This is a genomic window from Hymenobacter endophyticus (genome assembly GCF_032464715.1).
GTDB lineage: Bacteria > Bacteroidota > Bacteroidia > Cytophagales > Hymenobacteraceae > Hymenobacter > Hymenobacter endophyticus.
Window position 1 is genome coordinate 144,132 of sequence record NZ_JAWDJT010000008.1, and the last position, 17,743, is coordinate 161,874.

At 57.4% G+C, this 17,743-nt stretch carries 17 protein-coding genes and 1 tRNA gene; 13 read left to right on the forward strand and 5 right to left on the reverse strand.

Going from position 1 to position 17,743, the window contains the following annotated elements:
* The first annotated feature begins 49 nt into the window (after positions 1–49).
* Both ROI90_RS13040 and ROI90_RS13045 read left to right on the forward strand, forming a co-directional pair.
* Positions 50–967: a DUF6929 family protein gene (locus tag ROI90_RS13040; RefSeq protein WP_315998789.1), complete on the forward strand. Its 918-nt coding sequence runs from the start codon at positions 50–52 to the stop codon at positions 965–967.
* A gap of 104 nt (positions 968–1,071) precedes the next feature.
* Positions 1,072–1,350: a hypothetical protein gene (locus ROI90_RS13045; protein WP_315998790.1), complete on the forward strand. Its 279-nt coding sequence runs from the start codon at positions 1,072–1,074 to the stop codon at positions 1,348–1,350.
* Positions 1,351–1,638: 288 nt separating this feature from the next.
* Here the strand turns inward: ROI90_RS13045 and ROI90_RS13050 are convergent, their stop codons facing one another.
* The gene (locus tag ROI90_RS13050; RefSeq protein WP_315998791.1) at positions 1,639–2,880 is read right to left on the reverse strand and encodes a carboxypeptidase-like regulatory domain-containing protein; all 1,242 of its coding nucleotides are present in this window, start codon (positions 2,878–2,880) and stop codon (positions 1,639–1,641) included.
* A gap of 572 nt (positions 2,881–3,452) precedes the next feature.
* On the opposite strand from ROI90_RS13050, the gene aspA reads away from it, so the two are divergent.
* Positions 3,453–4,859, forward strand: a complete 1,407-nt coding sequence (aspA, locus tag ROI90_RS13055; protein ID WP_315998792.1) for an aspartate ammonia-lyase — start codon at positions 3,453–3,455, stop codon at positions 4,857–4,859.
* Positions 4,860–4,916: 57 nt separating this feature from the next.
* Here the strand turns inward: aspA and ROI90_RS13060 are convergent.
* From ROI90_RS13060 to ROI90_RS13075, 4 genes are all read right to left on the reverse strand, one after another.
* Positions 4,917–4,998, reverse strand: a tRNA-Leu gene (locus ROI90_RS13060).
* A gap of 24 nt (positions 4,999–5,022) precedes the next feature.
* Positions 5,023–5,562, reverse strand: coding sequence for an iron-sulfur cluster co-chaperone HscB C-terminal domain-containing protein (locus tag ROI90_RS13065; RefSeq protein WP_315998793.1), 540 nt, complete (start codon positions 5,560–5,562; stop codon positions 5,023–5,025).
* 40 nt (positions 5,563–5,602) lie between these two features.
* Positions 5,603–5,917 carry a putative quinol monooxygenase gene (locus tag ROI90_RS13070; protein ID WP_315998794.1) on the reverse strand — a complete coding sequence of 105 codons (315 nt, stop codon included), beginning with the start codon at positions 5,915–5,917 and terminating at the stop codon, positions 5,603–5,605.
* A 123-nt stretch (positions 5,918–6,040) separates the two neighbouring features.
* Positions 6,041–6,811, reverse strand: a complete 771-nt coding sequence (locus ROI90_RS13075) for an SAM hydrolase/SAM-dependent halogenase family protein (protein WP_315998795.1) — start codon at positions 6,809–6,811, stop codon at positions 6,041–6,043.
* A 183-nt stretch (positions 6,812–6,994) separates the two neighbouring features.
* Here ROI90_RS13075 and ROI90_RS13080 point away from each other — a divergent pair, with 183 nt between their 5' ends.
* The 10 genes from ROI90_RS13080 to ROI90_RS13125 all read left to right on the forward strand — a co-directional run bounded on the left by ROI90_RS13080 (position 6,995) and on the right by ROI90_RS13125 (position 17,741).
* On the forward strand, positions 6,995–8,101 hold the full coding sequence (locus ROI90_RS13080) for a PhoH family protein (protein ID WP_315998796.1): 1,107 nt from the start codon (positions 6,995–6,997) through the stop codon (positions 8,099–8,101).
* A gap of 200 nt (positions 8,102–8,301) precedes the next feature.
* Entirely contained in the window at positions 8,302–8,742 is a 441-nt protein-coding gene (locus ROI90_RS13085) for a GNAT family N-acetyltransferase (protein WP_315998797.1), read from the forward strand.
* Positions 8,743–8,901: 159 nt separating this feature from the next.
* Positions 8,902–11,139 carry a ComEC/Rec2 family competence protein gene (locus tag ROI90_RS13090; protein ID WP_315998798.1) on the forward strand — a complete coding sequence of 746 codons (2,238 nt, stop codon included), beginning with the start codon at positions 8,902–8,904 and terminating at the stop codon, positions 11,137–11,139.
* Between the two features lie 192 nt (positions 11,140–11,331).
* Positions 11,332–12,144: an enoyl-CoA hydratase/isomerase family protein gene (locus ROI90_RS13095; protein ID WP_315998799.1), complete on the forward strand. Its 813-nt coding sequence runs from the start codon at positions 11,332–11,334 to the stop codon at positions 12,142–12,144.
* A gap of 223 nt (positions 12,145–12,367) precedes the next feature.
* Positions 12,368–12,889 carry a sterol desaturase family protein gene (locus ROI90_RS13100; protein ID WP_315998800.1) on the forward strand — a complete coding sequence of 174 codons (522 nt, stop codon included), beginning with the start codon at positions 12,368–12,370 and terminating at the stop codon, positions 12,887–12,889.
* 4 nt (positions 12,890–12,893) lie between these two features.
* Complete coding sequence (locus ROI90_RS13105; protein WP_315998801.1) at positions 12,894–13,823, forward strand: MerR family transcriptional regulator; 930 nt, start codon at positions 12,894–12,896, stop codon at positions 13,821–13,823.
* Between the two features lie 245 nt (positions 13,824–14,068).
* Positions 14,069–14,584, forward strand: coding sequence for a sigma-70 family RNA polymerase sigma factor (locus tag ROI90_RS13110; protein WP_125422645.1), 516 nt, complete (start codon positions 14,069–14,071; stop codon positions 14,582–14,584).
* Between the two features lie 190 nt (positions 14,585–14,774).
* Entirely contained in the window at positions 14,775–16,259 is a 1,485-nt protein-coding gene (locus tag ROI90_RS13115; RefSeq protein WP_315998802.1) for a phytoene desaturase family protein, read from the forward strand.
* 9 nt (positions 16,260–16,268) lie between these two features.
* Positions 16,269–17,111 (forward strand): phytoene/squalene synthase family protein, encoded by an 843-nt coding sequence (locus tag ROI90_RS13120; protein WP_315998803.1) that lies wholly within the window; start codon positions 16,269–16,271, stop codon positions 17,109–17,111.
* Positions 17,112–17,213: 102 nt separating this feature from the next.
* On the forward strand, positions 17,214–17,741 hold the full coding sequence (locus ROI90_RS13125) for a hypothetical protein (RefSeq protein WP_315998804.1): 528 nt from the start codon (positions 17,214–17,216) through the stop codon (positions 17,739–17,741).
* The last annotated feature ends 2 nt before the right edge of the window (positions 17,742–17,743 follow it).

Genomic DNA, 17,743 nt, shown 5'->3' on the forward strand with positions numbered 1-17,743 from the left:
CTTTAAGCAAGTACCCGCAGTACTTCCAGTACTACTAAACCAACACAGTATGCAGGCTCTTATTCGTCGGGAAATGGTGCTGCCGAACTTGCCGTCGGCCTCAGGCGTGGAAATAGTTGGGGAGGTAGCCTACGTAATCGGGGATGATGCGCCGTTTTTGTATCAGTTGAATGCAGCTACCCTGGCCGCCGGGGCTCGCACCACCTTGTTCGAAACGGCCCACTTCAGCACCGGGCGCATTCCCAAAGACGTCAAGCAGGACCTGGAGTGCCTGACCGCCCTGACGGTACCAAGCGGGGAAACCGGGCTACTCGTGCTGGGCTCGGGGGCTACCCCTGCCCGGGAGCAGGGGTTTTGGGTGCCTCTGCAGCCCGAAGGTATGGCCGGGACTGTTTACCCGCTCAGCCTAAGTGGCTTATATGCCGCGCTGCGCCAGCAACTGCCCAGCGGTATTATCCTCAACTTGGAAGCGGCAGCGGCTACCCCCACGGAACTGCTGCTTTTTCAGCGGACGGTAGGGGTGGGAACTGGTAATTTGCTGTTTCGGCTGCCGCTCGGCGCTACCTGGGCCTACCTGCAACACCAGACGACGCAGCTGCCCGCCGTAACCCGGCAATTGTTTGAGTTGCCCGTAGTGGAAGGCAAACCTGCCGGCTTTTCGGGCGCTGTCTGGCAGAATGGTCGGCTGCTGGTAACGGCCTCGGTGGAGGATACGGTAGATGCGGTGCAGGATGGGGTCGTGCTAGGCTCGTTCGTGGGGGAACTGGCCCTACTGCCCCCTGACAAACGCCGGGTGCTGCCCCTGGAGCTGGCCCCGCTCCGCTGGCCCGATGGCCGGGCCTTCCGCAGTAAGGTAGAGGGCGTGGCTGTATACCGGGAAATGGGCCCCAAACAGCTGGAGCTACTGCTGGTAACCGATGATGACGCCGGGGGCTCCACGGCCGTAGTAGTGGAGTTAAGCCTCTAGCTGTTTCTGGTGAACTATCTGGCCCGAAGCGGGAATTAAATGGGTGTGAAGGCTGTTTTTCAGGCACTTCCTCATCAGAATGCACCTCGATAATTCAGCCTTCTATGATTCTGTTCAACACTCGTTTTCTGTACCCGGTAAGCGCCGTGAAGCTGCAGGAGCAGCACGGAATTTTGCCCGCCGAGTTTTTACCCACCATTGAGTTGCTGCGGCCTTTCCTGGAGAAAGAAAAGGCCTACGGCGAGGTATGCTCCACCACCACTACGTCAGTGCGCGGGCGTCAGGTAACCGTGTTCTACCGCAAGTCATACTCCCCGGAGCAGGGGTTTGTGGTAGAAATCCTGGATGCGCAACTGGCCCAGCCGATGGTGCAGGCCGCGTAGTAGTGCAGCGGGAGTATAGCGTACAGATTCCGCGCCGGGCAGTAGAGCCGGGCGCGGAATTTTTGTTGGCTGCTCGTCCGTCAGGAGTAGCGTCTCCGAATAAAGCCAGCCAGTATGTAGTGCATGGCCTGCAGCTGAGTTAGCAGCACTATCAATAAGCTTAATAATCAGGTATTTATAGGGTTTCGAAAAGTGCCAGCATAGCAGCCGGTACAGGGTGTAGCGGCAGGGACGAGGCACGTGCTAGGCGTAGCCAACGAAGCGAGTATCTGCCGCCAGTATACAACACTAGGGCCGGGCCCTAGCAACCGGGGGCTCATAGTCAACCGGCATAAATTCTCCCATCTTCTCAAACCCCCAGTAGCCTTCCGTGAGTAGGCCAAGCGGGTTCACAGGCTGCCCATTCATCTGCAGCTCCACCCGCGGCTGCTGTTGCAGGTGCAGCACCGATACCTGTGTGCTTAAGCCGGCCGGCAGCGTGCTGCCCGGCGCGGAGGTACGGGCCGTGTACTCTATGTAGGCCGGGTCGGCGGGTTCCCGGTCGAAGGTGACTTGCAGCAAATCAGCAAACCGCAGGGCAACACGGCCAGTAGGCAACACTTCCCGGAACTGCGTGGCTGGTAGGGGTTGGGTAAACAGGTAGGTGAATTGAGCCGGCACTTTAACCAGGCGGGAAAGTGAGTCGTCGAACTGCTGGGGGTTGAGTGGGCGAAGCGTAGCGGCCCGGGCCCGCAGCAAGGCCAGCAAACTGTCGGCCCGGGAGCGGGCCGGGTTGGGTACCCGCCGCAGCCGCTGTACCTTAAATCCCTGGGATTCTACCTCGTTGGCCTGCACACTGCGCAGGAAGTGCGTAAGTGAGCCAATGTACGCCTGCTGGCGGTTGGCCTCCCAGCGGCGCTGCTCCTTCCGGGAGCGCGCCTTCATGGGCTCAAACACCGGGGAGCCGTAAAACGACATCCATTGCTCCCGAAAATTTAAGTGGAAATCGAGGCCATAGTATTTCACGCGGTAGCCCAAAGCCCGGTTTTCCACCGTCAGGTAGTCGCTACAAGTAGCCGTCAGCTCGTTACTGTCCAAGTCATAATCAACGCGCACAGCATCGGGGTTGCGGATGCGGCATTGGCGGGAAAACGAGGTGCCGCCCAAGAAAGTGCTGGCAAATTTCAGGTAGTCGTTGGGGTTGTTCGGGTGGGGGCGTACTACCACCTCGCGCAGCGCATTGGCCGAGGCTGGTAGCTGAAATGCTAGCTCCTGGGGTTGGGTGCCTACCGTTACTACCTGCCGCCGCAGCTGGTAGCCCACATAAGAAGCTACCACCTCATACGTGCCCGCCGGCACCCGCGCAAACGCAAACCGACCCGCGTCATCGGTGGTAGCACCCAGGGTGGTACTGGCCAGGAACACCGTGCCGAAGGGCAGCGGTTGCCGCGTCAGAGAGTCCAGTACCACACCACTCAGGCGGGCTTGTCCCCAGGCTGGTCCCGCCAGCAGCCCTAATAATCCTAACAAAAAGTACAGCCGTGTCAGCATAGAACCAGAAAAAAGACGAAAACAACCGAGTCGGCGGTTTCATCAAAGCAGTGGATAGATGGGCAATTGTCTGATTTCTGCCCGCTGTAGCCAACTTACTGCGTAAGCAAGCAGAATGTAGGGAAACCAAATGTTTATAATTACGATGTATTCGTAATACTACGAAATATTCGTAAAAAGGCAATGATGGCCCTGTTGATCAGGCTGGAATAGAAGCTGGGAACAGTTGCCCTGGCTGCATTATACCTCTGACGATGGGCACGCAACATTGCCAGCCCAGCCGCCCTCAGGCCTTGGTAGAAGTCTTCTTCGGAAACAGATATACCCCTCGGGCTGGTGGGGTGGAGAACAGCCTGCCTTGCCAGGCTGTACGGCCTGCCGATACGACCCTCTTCTAACTTGGCTATTATAGCCTGCGCAAGCAAATGCCATGTAGTAGGAAGAGTAGTCAACCCCGACAGCCCTGCCACAGTACAACAGCGCATCTACTCATACTCACACGGCCCCACCTTTTCCGGGTGCTTACCTTCGTGCCGCTTGTGCACACCACCCACCACCGAGTTTCCTTCCCTATGACTAACTCCCGACTTGAGCACGATTTCCTGGGCGAGCGTGAAATTCCCGCCGATGCATACTATGGTATCCAGACGCTACGGGCCCTGGAAAATTTCATTATTACCGGTATTCCGCTACGGGTTGAGCCGCTGTTTGTGCAGGCCCTGGCCTATGTAAAGAAAGCCGCAGCCCTGGCTAACCGTGACTTGGGCGTTCTGCAGCCGGAAATTGCCGATGCTATTGCCCAGGCCTGCGACCGGGTAGCAGCCGGCGAGTTTGATGGACAATTCCTCACCGATATGATTCAGGGCGGGGCAGGCACTTCCGTGAACATGAATGCCAACGAGGTAATTGCCAATGTAGCCCTGGAAATAATGGGCCATCAGAAAGGCGAATATCAGTTCTGCCACCCCAATAACCACGTCAACTGTTCCCAAAGTACCAATGATGCCTATCCCACGGCATTCCGGATTGCCCTCAGCAATAAGCTGGTAGGCTACAGTGGCGTGCTGGGTGAGTTGGCCGATGCCTTTGCAGCTAAAGGCGGCGAATTCCGGAACGTGCTGAAAATGGGCCGTACGCAGCTCCAGGATGCTGTACCCATGAGCATGGGCGACGAATTCCGGGCCTTTGCTACCAATCTGCGCGAGGAACTGCTGCGGATTGAGGATAGCCGCCGCCTGATCAGCGAAATCAACATGGGAGCAACTGCCATTGGTACGGGTGTAAATGCCCCCCATGGCTACGCCGACCTAGTGACCCGCTACCTGCGCGACATCACCGGCCTGGACCTGAGTTTGGCCGGCGACCTGATTGAGGCCACCTACGATACCGGGGCCTACGTGCAGCTTTCCGGGGTGCTAAAGCGCACGGCCGTGAAGCTTAGCAAAATCTGCAATGACCTGCGCCTCCTGTCTTCAGGGCCGCGCACGGGCTTGTTTGAGATTAATCTGCCGCCCTTGCAGCCCGGTTCCAGCATTATGCCCGGTAAGGTAAATCCGGTAGTGCCCGAAGTAGTCAATCAAACGGCTTTCTACGTTATTGGGGCCGACCTCACGGTGACTATGGCCGCCGAAGGTGGGCAACTGCAGCTGAACGTGATGGAGCCGGTAATCAGCTTCGCCCTGTTCACCAGCATCAGCTACATGACCAACGCCTGCCGGACCCTGCGCGAGAAGTGCGTGGTAGGCATCACCGCCAATAAAGAGCACGCGGAAAACATGGTGCGTAACAGCATCGGTATCGTCACCCAACTCAACCCAGTGCTGGGCTACGAAGCCTCTGCCGAAATTGCCAAGGAAGCCCTGAAAACTGGCAAATCCGTGTATGACATTGCCGTTACAGAGCGCCACCTCCTGACGCAAGCTAAATGGGACGAAATTTTCACCTTTGAAAATCTGATCCGCCCGGACTTTATTCAGTAGCGAAATGAGCTACAATAAAAAGGCCCCTGCTCAGTTGAGCAGGGGGCCTTTTTATTGTACCCAGAGCCGGGGTCGAACCGGCACATCTTTCGATATCGGTGTTTGAGACCGACGCGTCTACCGATTCCGCCATCTGGGCAAGTCAACCGTTTCTGTCGGTAGATCAGGAACGGGTGGCAAACTTAGCCAGAGATTCGCGAATGCGCAACAGGTAGCGCTTTTTTAGGTAATAAGTTCGCACTTGGGTTAGGGCTTGGGGACGGGCTTCATGGGGTAAACCATCGTACCCAGCCAGTACAGGCTCAATGCCGGATTCAAGCGTGTTACTCAGAATGTTAACCTCTTCGCTGAGGCGCTCCACCGCTGCAGAATCAGGCTCAAATTCCAACTCCATAAGCTGCTCATTGAGCTCCATAACTTCCATTAAAAAATCTGAAGGCAATTCTTGTTTTCCCTCCTCTAATAGGCCATGATGGCCCAAAATATAAGCCATGCGCTGGTCGGCATCAGACAAAATCCGGTAGGCATTGGTGTTGAGCGTGGCCAGATGAAGTATTTCCTGCTGCTTCTCTGGCGTGGCGGTAGCATGAAAATCGGGGTGGTACTCACGGCTCAGGGCGTAGTACTGGCGCTTTAGGGCCGCCACATCAGGGCGGAATGATTCCGGCAAACCGTAAAACTCGAAGTAATTGGGTGTGGGCATACAGAAGTGATAAACAGAACCCAATGCACCGCTGTAAATTCTAGAGTGCAGGGGCTGAGTGAGGTGGTAGAGTAGCGGGCTGTACGGAAAAAGCCAACGGAGGTCCAGCAAACAAGGCCTTCGTAGCAGGCCACACCTGCCCAAACAAGGCCGACTTTCGGTACGCATTCAGTTGATCTTCCGAGTCCCAATGGCTATGGGTGCAGTACACAGTTGGCTCATGAATATCCTGCCAAAGCTCTAGGAAACGACAGCCCGGCATGTTACGAATCTGGTTTTCCGACTGCTGAAAAAGCGCCAAGAACTCAGGTATGCGTTCCGGGTGAAACGTCATGCGCACGATACGGATCAGCATGAAAGAGCAAAAGTTAAAACTGACAGAGTGACACTAATTACTTAACATAATAAATATATAAACAAACAATCTGTGTTAATAGCACATTCAATAGGGTTTTGCCTTGTACTTATCGAGTAAGTATCAGCCCACAAACCGGACATCAACCTGGGAATCAAAGTGCAGGCCCAGCAGTTCAGAGGCATTGCCTTGGTTGATGCCGATGCAGAGCCGGTCTTGGCTGTTGAAGATGCACACGGCCTCCCCGGGCGCGGCAGCCTGAAAGTGCGGCACAATTTCACGCACGGTTTCGCGGGCGAAATGGATGGTGCAGGGCCGGTCACGGCCTACTACCTCCACGGCGGTGCGACTAATGTCGGTAACGAGGTTGCCGTAGTGGTCGACGTGCACCACGTGGCCGGTGATGCGGTTGTCTTGCAGGCGCATCTGCCGGTTTAGCAGCTGGTAGGTTTCGGTGGTAGCAGGGCCCAGGTCGGAGAGGGAGCCACCTTGGGCCAAGTGCACGGCGGCCGGAGCCAGCAAGTCGCGAGTAGGGGAGGCAGTGGCCGTTTGCCCCGCGCCCAGCACCACCAACTCGTCGGGCGTGCCGTCGCAGAGCAGAGGCAGTAGGCCATTGTCGGCGGATACAAAGTAGTGCCCCTGGAAACGGGCCGCGTGCCAGGCTGCTTTCGGCGAGCCAAGGTCATTCACCCCCACTAAGTGGACGGTGCCAGCCGAAAAATCCTGGTACACAGCTCCGAGTACGTGCACGGCGTGCGCAATATTGAAGGGCTCGATGCCGTGGGTTATATCCAGCACCGGTACCTGGGGGGCAAGTTGCAGAATCCGGGCCTTCACGGCTGCCACGTAATGGTCGCGGTAGCCAAAATCGGACAGAAACGTAATCAGGCCCATGACCGGAAATTGGGAGTTATTCGTACTATTGCTAAGCCCTCCTGGGGGCGGCAAAAGTAGACTTTTTGCCGCGAAACGGCAGCAGAAACGAACTGCTGATTTTTATTGTTATTGTTTTTATAGCGTCACGTCGGGTCTGTCCCGGACGCTTGTACTTTCCTTCCGCCCTTAAATTCCCTCAGTTTGGTCGAAAAAATCATCACTCTGGAAAACGTGTCTCTGGTTGAATTTCTGGGGCCCGATAACCAAAATATCCGGCAGCTGGCAGCTGCATTTCCGGGTAGCAAAATCATTTCCCGCGGCAACGAAATCAAGATTCAGGGCCAAACGGCCGTCATCAGCCGCATCAACGATATCCTGTCGGCACTGCTGGAGCACTACCACCAGTACGGGCAGATTACCGACAAAACAGTGAGCCAGTTTCTGTCATCAGCCGATGAAGACCTGGACGAGGCCCGCATGGCGGCCTCGCCGGACGTAATTCTGTTCGGGGCCAAGGGCGGTGTTATCAAAGCCAAAACGGCAAATCAGCAGCGGCTGGTAGATACGGTGCTCAAGCACGACTTGGTATTTGCGCTGGGGCCGGCCGGTACGGGCAAAACCTACATTTCGGTGGCCCTGGCCGTGCGGGCTCTTAAGAACAAGGAGGTTAAGAAAATCATCATTTCGCGGCCCGTAGTGGAGGCGGGGGAAAGCCTCGGTTTTCTGCCCGGTGATATGAAGGAGAAGGTAGACCCCTACCTGCGCCCGATTTACGACGCGTTGGAGGACATGCTGCCGCCCGAGAAATTCAAGTTCTACCTCGAAAACAAGACCATCGAAATTGCGCCGCTGGCCTATATGCGGGGCCGTACGCTCAACAATGCCTTTGTGCTCCTGGATGAAGCCCAGAACACCACACCTTCGCAGCTGAAGATGTTTTTGACCCGCATGGGCCCGAATGCCAAGGTGATGGTGAACGGGGACCGGAGCCAGATTGACCTGCCCACCAAGCAGAAATCGGGGCTGATTCAGGCCTTGGATATTCTGCAGGGCGTAAGCGGTATTGGGTTTGTGGAAATGACGGCCGAGGACGTGGTGCGCCACCGCCTGGTGAAGCAGATTGTGCAGGCCTACGACAAGTTTGATGTGCAGCAGCAGCAGGACCAGGCCAACCGCCCCGTGCGCGAGTACCGCCCCAGCTACCAGCGTCGCCAGGATGAAATTGCCCACCACGACCCCGGCAAGCACCCCGATGCCCGCCGCGAGGATGATGGCACGCAGCCGCTACCCGTGAATCAGGAGCAGTAGACTGGCAAGGTAGCTGAAGCCGCGCCCATGAAGCACTGGCGCTGGTTGTATGTAGAAATCAGAGAAAACGGCTGCCAGCAGGCAGCCGTTTTTGCATTGTAGGGTTGCTGACAGTGCGGTGTGTCTGCGCTGCTGTATTTTCGCCCTTGCCCTTTTGGCCGATTTAGGCATTGCCTCCCACACGCCACTTATACGTACCCATGACAACTGCGCACCGCATTACTACTGAACAGGACTTACTCGTGGCCTTGGCTATTCGCCGGACGGTGTTTGTATTGGGGCAAAACGTGCCTGCTGAGCTGGAAAACGACCATCACGATCAAACTGACGCAACACATTATCTGGCCGTAACTGGGGAGGGTACGCCCTGCGGAGCCGCCCGCTGGCGCACCACCGAAAACGGCGTGAAGCTGGAGCGCTTTGCCGTGCTGGCCGAGTACCGCAACCAGCAGGTGGGCGCGGCGTTACTGGCGGCCGTGCTGCGGGATGTGCAGGCGGTCCATCCCACGGCCGAGGTTTACCTCAATGCCCAGGTGGCCGCCGTGCGCTTTTATGAACGCCACGGCTTCGCGAAAAGCGGGGCGGCGTTCTGGGAAGCCGGTATTGAGCACTACAAGATGATCTGGCAGCGGCCCCGGTAAGCGGCCGGACTACTCCGTAGCCCGAAGCCCTGCGCCGGCAACCTGTCAACAGGATGCCGGCGCAGGGCTTTGTGATTCAGGACATTTTCTCCATTTTACCTGCCTGACTGCGGACGAGCTTATTCGTCGTTACTATAGCTGCTAATTCCAGGTGAGATTATGGAGATTAAATGGGCCTCCGCGGCGGCTGTTCGGCTGGTGCTGCCACTGATTCTGGGTATTCTGCTCTACCTGTACGCCGGGCAAATGCTGCCCGATCTGCGCTGGTGGGTGGCGGGTCTGGCCGCCTTGTACCTGATAGGGCAGCTGTGGGCGGCCCGCCAACCCACGCCGGGCGCTACCGATGCTGCGGGCCTATTGGCTGTATTGACACTAGGCGTAGCCGGCGCTGCACTCACCCAGCAGGCCACTGAGAGTCGCAATGCCAATCATTTATACCAGTTTGGCAACCGCGTGGAATACTACCGCGCCGTGGTAGACGACTATACGGTGGTACGGCCCGCTACCTACGCTACCACCGTGCGCGTGTCGGCGGTGCGGGTGGCGGGGCGCTGGCGGCCGGCGCTGGGCGGTATTCGGGTGTCTATTCCGCGTGAGGAAGGGCTGACGGCCCCGCACTACGGCGACGTATGGATAGTGCGGGGTACCCCCGCTCCCAGCAAAGCGCCCCTGAATCCCGGCGAGTTTGACTACCGCCGCTATTTGCAGTATCACCAGGTCTATCATCAGCAGTTCATTCACCCTGACCAATACCTGCAAGTAGCTACCCGGCCGCCGAGTTTGCTGCGGGCGGCGGCCATGCGGGCGGCGCGGGTGCTGGATGGCGTTTTCCGGCAGTACGTGCACGCTAAGCGGGAATATGCCCTGGCCTCGGCGCTGGTGTTGGGCATCAAAGATGAAGTAGATCAGGAAACCAAGCAGGCCTATGCCAACACGGGTACCACGCACATCATGGCCGTATCGGGGCTGCAGGTGGGGCTGCTGTTTGGGGCGGTAACGTGGCTGCTGGGGCGGGTGCCCGGCCGGCGCGGACCCTGGTTTCGGTTGGTAACGGCTTTACTGGGGCTGGGCGTTATCTGGAGCTACGCCTTCCTGACGGGGCTGTCGGCTTCGGTACTGCGGGCCGCCGTGATGTTCTCGTTCCTCATTGTGGGGCGCGCTACCAGTCGGCAAATATCCATGTACAACCTGCTGGCCGTAGCCGCCTTCTGCCTGCTCTGCTACGACCCGTACCTGCTTTGCGACGTGGGCTTTCAGCTGTCATTCCTGGCGGTGCTCAGCATTGTGTATCTGCAGCCGCGCATTGTAAGCTGGTGGAATCCGAAAGCCCAGTTCCTGAACAAGCAGCGGCCCTGGCAGTCCAAGCCCGTGCAGAAATCCTGGCAGTGGCTGGGGGTATTTCTGCAGTACGTGTGGTCGGCCACGGCGCTTTCCCTGGCCGCGCAGGTAGCCACGTTTCCGCTCGGACTGTACTATTTTCACCAGTTTCCGCTCAGCTTTCTGGCCTCCAACCTCATTGCCGTGCCTATTTCCAGCATAGCAGTGTACGTAGGCCTGGGGTTGCTGACGCTGAAAGGCGTGGTGACGTTGGTAGGCGTGGTTCTGCCGGGCGTGGCGCGGGTGCTGGATTACGGCCCCCAGAGTGTGGCCTACGTGTTTGAAATGTTAATCCGGTGGTTTAACCAGTACATCTTCTGGATTGGCCGCGTAATGCCGGGGGCGCTGATTTCCGGCATCCACGTTACCACGCTGCAGGTCTGGCTGATTGGGACTGTACTGCTGCTGTTGCTGGTGTTCTTCGCCCGCAAACAGCTAACCTGGCTGGCGCTGGCCTGCACGCTGGTGGGGGTATTTGCCGGTAGCCGGGTGTGGGCCGCCTACCAGCTGGCTCCTACCCAGGAGCTAATTATCTACAGTATTCCGCGCCGCTCAGTGGTGGGGTTCTGGCAGGGTGCAGCTGCCGAAATTGTAACGGTAGACTCTTTGCCGCTCACCGAAACTGAACGGACCTACCGCATTGTGCCCGGCAGCATCCGGCGGGACGCGCGGCGGGTAAGCTACCGACCCGGCTGGCAGGCCTGCCCGGTACCAGCCGTGGTGGCCGAGCCCGGCCTGACGCTGGCCGCTTGGCAGAACCGGAAACTGGCTTTTGTGAGTGGGCCGTTGAGCGCAGCCACCGCGCCGGTGCCCGGCCTCACGGCGGTAGTGCTGCGCCGCAACGCCCGCGTGCAGCCCGGGCAGCTGGCTGCCGTATTTGGTACCTCCGCGCCCGTAGTCTTCGATTCTTCCTGTAAAAGCTGGTACGTGCTGCGCCAGGATTCCTTGTTGCGCTCCGCCGGCTTCCGAACCCACGATGTAACGTTGCAAGGGGCATTCGTTGTGTCCTGGGGGCGGTAGGGAAGGCCGTTTCCAGAATTAGCCGAAACCGAAGCCCCCCTTTCACTAGTATATCCTGCGACTAGCAGCGTAGCATCAATTTTGCTACGTTTGGCTTTCGCGCGTTCCATCTGTATCAGCACACATCCATGCTTCGGTGATAAGCGCCGGGTGTCCGCTGGTTTTCATCCACCGTACTGCAACTCCCTGATCATGGAAGACATGCCCACTCAGGAACTGGAAGACCTGCGTTTCATTCGTTATGAAGCCCAAGACTCTATCGGCTATATCACCCTCAACCGTCCCGACAAGCGTAATGCCCTAAGCGCTGAAATGGTCACGGAATTGAAGCAGGCTTTTGAATTCGCCGAAGACGACGAAGCCTGCAAAGTAATTGTACTTCGGGCCGAGGGCGCCGTGTTTTGCGCCGGCGCCGACCTGGGCTATATTCAGGAGCTGCAAAGTTTTGGCTACACTGATAACTTAGCTGACTCCACCCATCTCATGCAGCTCTTCCATCAGATTTATACCCTCAAAAAGGTAGTAATCGGGGAGGTACAGGGCCATGCCCTGGCTGGGGGATGCGGCTTAGCTACCATCTGCGACTTTGCTTTTGCGGTGCCCGAAGCGAAATTCGGGTATACCGAAGTGAAAATCGGGTTTCTACCGGCTATTGTGAGCGTGTTTTTGCTGCGTAAAATAGGGGAGGCCCGCACCAAGCAGCTGCTGCTCACCGGCGACGCCATTTCGGCCCAGGCAGCCCTGGATTTTGGTCTGGTAAATTTCCTGGTGCCTCGCTCGGAGCTAGCCGCCAACGTGTACGCCTTTGCCCGCCGCCTGTGTGTCGAGAATTCGGGGCAAAGCATGGAAACTACCAAGGAAATGCTGGCCCGCATTCCGGAAATGCCTCTGGAGGACAGTCTGCGCTATGCCGCCCGCATGAATGCCGAGGCCAGGGGCTCCGATGACTGCCGCCGCGGTATCACAGCTTTTCTCAATAAGGAAAAGATAACCTGGGAAAATTAACGCTGCGTCATTAGCGCGGCGCTTCCGGCTGCTACTCGCGGCAGGGCGTAGAGTTCAGGGGGCTAGCACTACTGCTCCCGAATTCCATGCTCTGCCGCGAGTAGCAGCCGTTTCGCTGTTTCGCTTTCCACGGGAGTGAGTTGCAGGCATGCAGTGAATTATCGTACCTTTCTCCCTTACGCACGTTTTTTAAACTTCTCACTTTCGCGCTGGTTTGCCTCTTATGACGACACTGGCAGCCGTAGCCGTAACCACGGCTACTTTTCTGGGAATGGAGTTTGTAGCCTGGTTTATGCACCGGTTTGTGCTGCATGGCCCCCTGTGGTTTCTGCACCGCTCCCACCACGTGCGCCACCCGCACGCGTTTGAGCGCAACGACTTCTTCTTCCTGTTTTACGGGTCCCTTTCTATGCTGCTGATCATGTATGGCTCGGCAGCAAAGGACTTCCGGTTTTGGATGGGAGTGGGCATTGCCAGCTACGGTACCCTGTACTTTTTTGTGCACGATGTGCTGATTCATGGCCGGCTGCGGTTCTGGCGCAAGTCGCGCAATGCGTATTTGCGGGCTTTGAACATGGCTCACAAAATTCATCATAAAACCACTGGCCGTGATGGCAGCGAAGAGTTTGGCCTGCTGTGGGTGTCGCCGAAGTATTACCAATTGGCGCTGCGGCGGCCGGCTCCTACGCGGGTGCTGCGAGGGAAGAGCACGCAGCCAGAGTATCAGCAGGATAAGCAGGGTTAGCATTGTGGGACACTTTTCTATCAGCGACTTGGAACAGCTTTCGGGCATCAAGGCGCACACTATTCGAGTATGGGAGCAGCGCTACGGTATTCTACGGCCCGTGCGCACCGCCACCAACATCCGTACCTACTGCGACGACGACCTGCGCCGTCTGCTGAACGTGGCTACTCTGTGCGGGCGGGGCTACCGCATTTCGCAGGTAGCTAAACTCTCGGAGCAGGAGTTGTGCAGCGCCGTTATTTCCTGCGACGACGCGGCTCACGCCGACCGGTACTGCCACCAGGTGAATGGCTTGCTGGCAGCCATGCTGGAAATGAACGAGTGCCACCTTACTGCCATCATGAACCAGGTGGTAGAGCACTATGGTTTTGAGCAGGCCGTACTGCGCGTGGTGTATCCGTTTCTGCAGCGCATAGGAGTGATGTGGCAGGCCGGTACCGTAAATCCGGCCCAGGAGCACTTGGTAACGCACCTGATCCGGCAGAAACTCATGGCCGCCACCGATGCGCTGCCGCCCGTGCAGCCGGCCTCATCCCGCCGCTGGGTACTGTTCCTGCCGGAGCGTGAGATGCACGAGCTGGCCCTGTTGTTCATGAACTACGTGCTCCGCAGCCGGGGCCACCACGTGCTCTACCTGGGCCAAAACCTGCCAATAGCAGAAATAGAAAAGGTGTGCAGTACGTATCAACCGTATGCAGCAGTAACCGTACTGACGGCCGTGCCGGAGCGCCACGAAGTGCAGGATTATGTGCAGCAGCTGAGCCAGTTGTGCCCGGATATTCGCCTGTTTCTGTATGGCCCGCTGGCCCAACTGGAGTTCGATTTGCCAGCCAATGCCTCCCGGTTAGCTCTCATCACCGATTTTATTCTGCTGGCTACTAGTCTGCCGACCTCCGAAGCCTGCGTGGCCCAACCGGAGTTAACAATAGCGTAACCAGTTACTACTAAACTCTGCCCAGCCCCGGCCGTACTGCTAGCAAGTAGTTGGCCGGGGCTGAGTGCGTATGCCTGCTGCAGTAACTGGCTGCCAATAAGTTTGCCCTCAGGCAGTTGAGCTACAAACTGAGCAGGGGGCGTGCGAAATACGGGCATTAAAGAAAATAAATCCGTGTAGGTACGTACAACTATAAAATACCCGAGTATATTTGTTTAACTTTTTGCCACGAAAAGCTAAACAGCATGACCTCTCTGGAATTCACCGACCAAGTACAGAAGATTTCTTACTCCCTGAAGCCCGTGGCAATGAACCTGACGCGCGACGCAGACGATGCCAAGGACCTGGTGCAGGAAACCTTGCTCAAAGCCATGCTGAACAAAGACAAGTTCAAGGCGGGCACCAACTTGAAGGCGTGGTTGTACACCATCATGCGCAACACCTTCATCAACAATTACAACAAAATCACCAAGCGCAATAGCAATATTGACAGCACGGAGTACTTCCAGTACTTCAACACCAACGAAAACTACATTACGCACAACGGAGCTACCTCTGATTTCGTAGTAACGGATATCAACGAAGCCATTGCCGGCCTGTCGGCCGATTACCGGACTCCGTTTATGATGTACTACATCGGGTACAAGTACCTGGAAATTGCTGAGAAGCTGCAAATTCCAATTGGAACCGTGAAGAACCGTATTCACATCGCCCGCAAAGAGCTCAAGCAGGCGTTGAAGACATACGCCCCCGGCGTGTAGGGAATAGGGAGAGAGTACAGACCCGCCCCGGGCGTATCGCGGGCCGCAGACGACGTTTACCATCCCAGGTGACGTGGTTTGCGGCCCGTCTGTTTGTGCTACAGGCCAGGCCCGGGCATTTAAGAAGCTAAACAATTGGATGTGCCTGCCGGATTGTAGCTTGCACCCCACCTCATCTGACCTTTACCACTTGGCTGCTGCTTCCTCTACACACGTTCTGGTTATCGGGTCCGGTTTTGCCGGCCTGTCGGCCGCTACCTCCCTGGCCCAGAAGGGCTACCGCGTTACCGTTCTGGAGAAAAACGAAGGACCCGGCGGCCGGGCCCGCGTGTTCCGGGAGCAGGGTTTCACCTTCGATATGGGCCCCAGCTGGTACTGGATGCCCGATATTTTCGAGCAGTATTTCGCCCGCTTCGGTAAAAAAGTGGCTGACTACTACGAGCTGGTGCGGCTGGATCCTTCTTACCAGGTAATCTTCAAAGGGCCCGAGGCCGTGGATATTCCGGCGGCCATGAGCGAGTTGCGCCAGCTGTTTGAGCGGTACGAGCCCGGCAGCGGTGCCCGGCTGGATGAGTTTCTGCGGCAGGCGGCTTACAAATACAAGGTGGGCATCGGCAAATTCGTGCACATGCCCGGCCGCTCTTTGCTGGAGTTCATGGACCCCCGGCTGGCCCTGGACGCCGTGCGCCTGGATCTGTTGCAGAGCATGCACAAGCACGTGCGCAAGTTTTTCCGGGACTCGCGCCTGCTGGAACTGGTGGAATTCCCGATTCTGTTCCTCGGAGCTACTTCTGAAAACACGCCGGCCCTGTACTCGCTCATGAACTACGCCGACCTGGCGCTGGGCACCTGGTACCCCATGGGGGGCATGCACAAGATTGTGGAAGGCATGGTGCGCCTGGCTGAGGAGCAGGGCGTACGGCTGGAGTATAACCAAGAGGTGCAGCAAATTGTGGTGGAAAACGGCCGCGCCACCGGCGTGCAAACTGCCCAGGGCTTCCGCCCCGCCGATATAGTAGTAGCCGGCGCCGACTACCACCACGCTGAGCAGCACCTGTTGGCCCCCGAGTGGCGCACGTACGACGAGAATTACTGGGACTCACGCACGATGGCTCCGTCGTCGTTGCTGTTTTACCTGGGCGTGAACAAGCGCCTGCCCAACCTGCGCCACCATAACCTGTTCTTCGACGAAGATTTCAGCCTGCACGCTCAGGAAATCTATGAGGACCCGAGGTGGCCCAGCCGGCCGCTGTTCTACGTTTCGGCCCCCAGCCAGACGGACGCCAGTGTGGCCCCGGAAGGCTGCGAGAATATTTTCCTGCTGATTCCGGTGGCCCCCAACCTACCCGACCCCGAGGAAACCCGGGAGTATTACTATAACCTGCTCATGGACCGGCTGGAAAAGCACTGCGGTACCAGCATCCGCGACGCGGTGGTGTACAAGCGCAGCTACGCCCACCAGGATTTCATGCAGGACTACCACAGCTACAAGGGTAATGCCTACGGTCTGGCTAACACCCTGCGCCAAACCGCCATCCTGAAACCCTCGCTCAAAAGCAAAAAGGTGCGGAATCTGTATTTTACGGGCCAGCTTACCGTGCCAGGACCCGGCGTGCCGCCCTCGCTCATTTCGGGTCAGGTAGTGGCGGCCGAAGTGGAAAAGGAGAATCAGTAACTCAGCAGAATGGACCACGTTGCCTTATTTACTGATACCAGCCGGGCCTGTGCCAAGCTGATAACCAAGCGCTACAGCACGTCTTTCACGCTGGGTATCCGCACGCTGGATCAGCGTTTTCACTTGCCGGTGTACTCCGTGTATGGGTTTGTGCGCTGGGCCGACGAAATTGTTGACACCTTCCACGACCACGACAAAGCCGCTCTGTTTGCTGATTTTAAACGGCAGACCTACGAGGCCCTGGAAATCGGCCTGAGCCTGAACCCCGTGCTGCACGCGTTTCAGGACGTAGTGCGCCGCTACGGCATCGACCGGGAATTTATCGACGCCTTCCTGTTCAGCATGGAAATGGACCTGGACGACCGAAGCTACAACCAGTCGTTATACGAGCAGTACATCTACGGCTCAGCCGAGGTGGTAGGGCTCATGTGCCTGCGGATTTTCTGCGAGGGCGACACTGCCTTATTCGACCACCTGCGGGAGCCGGCCCGGCGGCTGGGCTCGGCGTTTCAGAAGGTGAACTTCCTGCGCGACGTCCGTTCTGATTTTGAGGAGCGGGGCCGGGTATATTTTCCTGGGGTGCAGTATGAGCGGTTCACGGATGAGGTAAAGCGCAGCATTGAGGCCGATATCCGGGCCGATTTTGAGGCGGGCTATGCTGGTATTGTGCAGCTACCCAAAGCGGCCCGGTTGGGCGTGTACCTGGCTTACGTATACTACCTCAAGCTTTTTCATAAAATCCGCCAGCTGCCGGCCGCTACCATTCTGGGGGAGCGGGTGCGCGTGCCCAACAATACCAAGCTGCTGCTGCTGCTGGGGTCTTACTTCCGCTACCGGCTGGCGCGGGTGTAGCTGGTATCAGCCATTGGCAAGTAAATTGCCGTAGGAAGAAGAAATCAGGCGTGCTACCAAATAGCCCCGTTACTTTGTGCTCTTCTACCAACCCCGTTGCGCGTGAAGCTGACCCGATTTCTGTTTCTTTTCCTGTCCCTGACGTTTACCACCCTCGTGTCAACCGAAGCAAATCCTTACGCCGTGCACCAGCTGCGCCGCCACTACCAGCAGGCCGCCACCAGTAAAGAGGCCGGCGAGAAATTTCATAAGCTCATGGCTGCCTACGATAAGCAGGACGCTGTGGTACTAGCCTACAAAGCCGCGGCCGAGGCCATTCGGGCCCGTGATGCTTCCATGTTCAACAAGCTCACCTACGTGCAGCAAGCCGGCAAGCTATTCGACCAAGCCGTGAAGCTGGACAACGACAATGCCGAAATCCGGTTTCTGCGGCTGAGCGTGGAAAGTAACCTGCCATCCTTTTTAGGGATGAGCCCGCACGTAGAAGAAGACCGGCAGTTTTTAGTGAGCACCCTGCTGAAACACCCCAAATCCGGCCTCGATGCGGAATCCTTCGGGCTGGTGCGCAACTTCATGGTAGAACGGGGCCATGTGTCGGAGGAAGAGGCCCAAAAGCTGGCGGCCCTCTGATT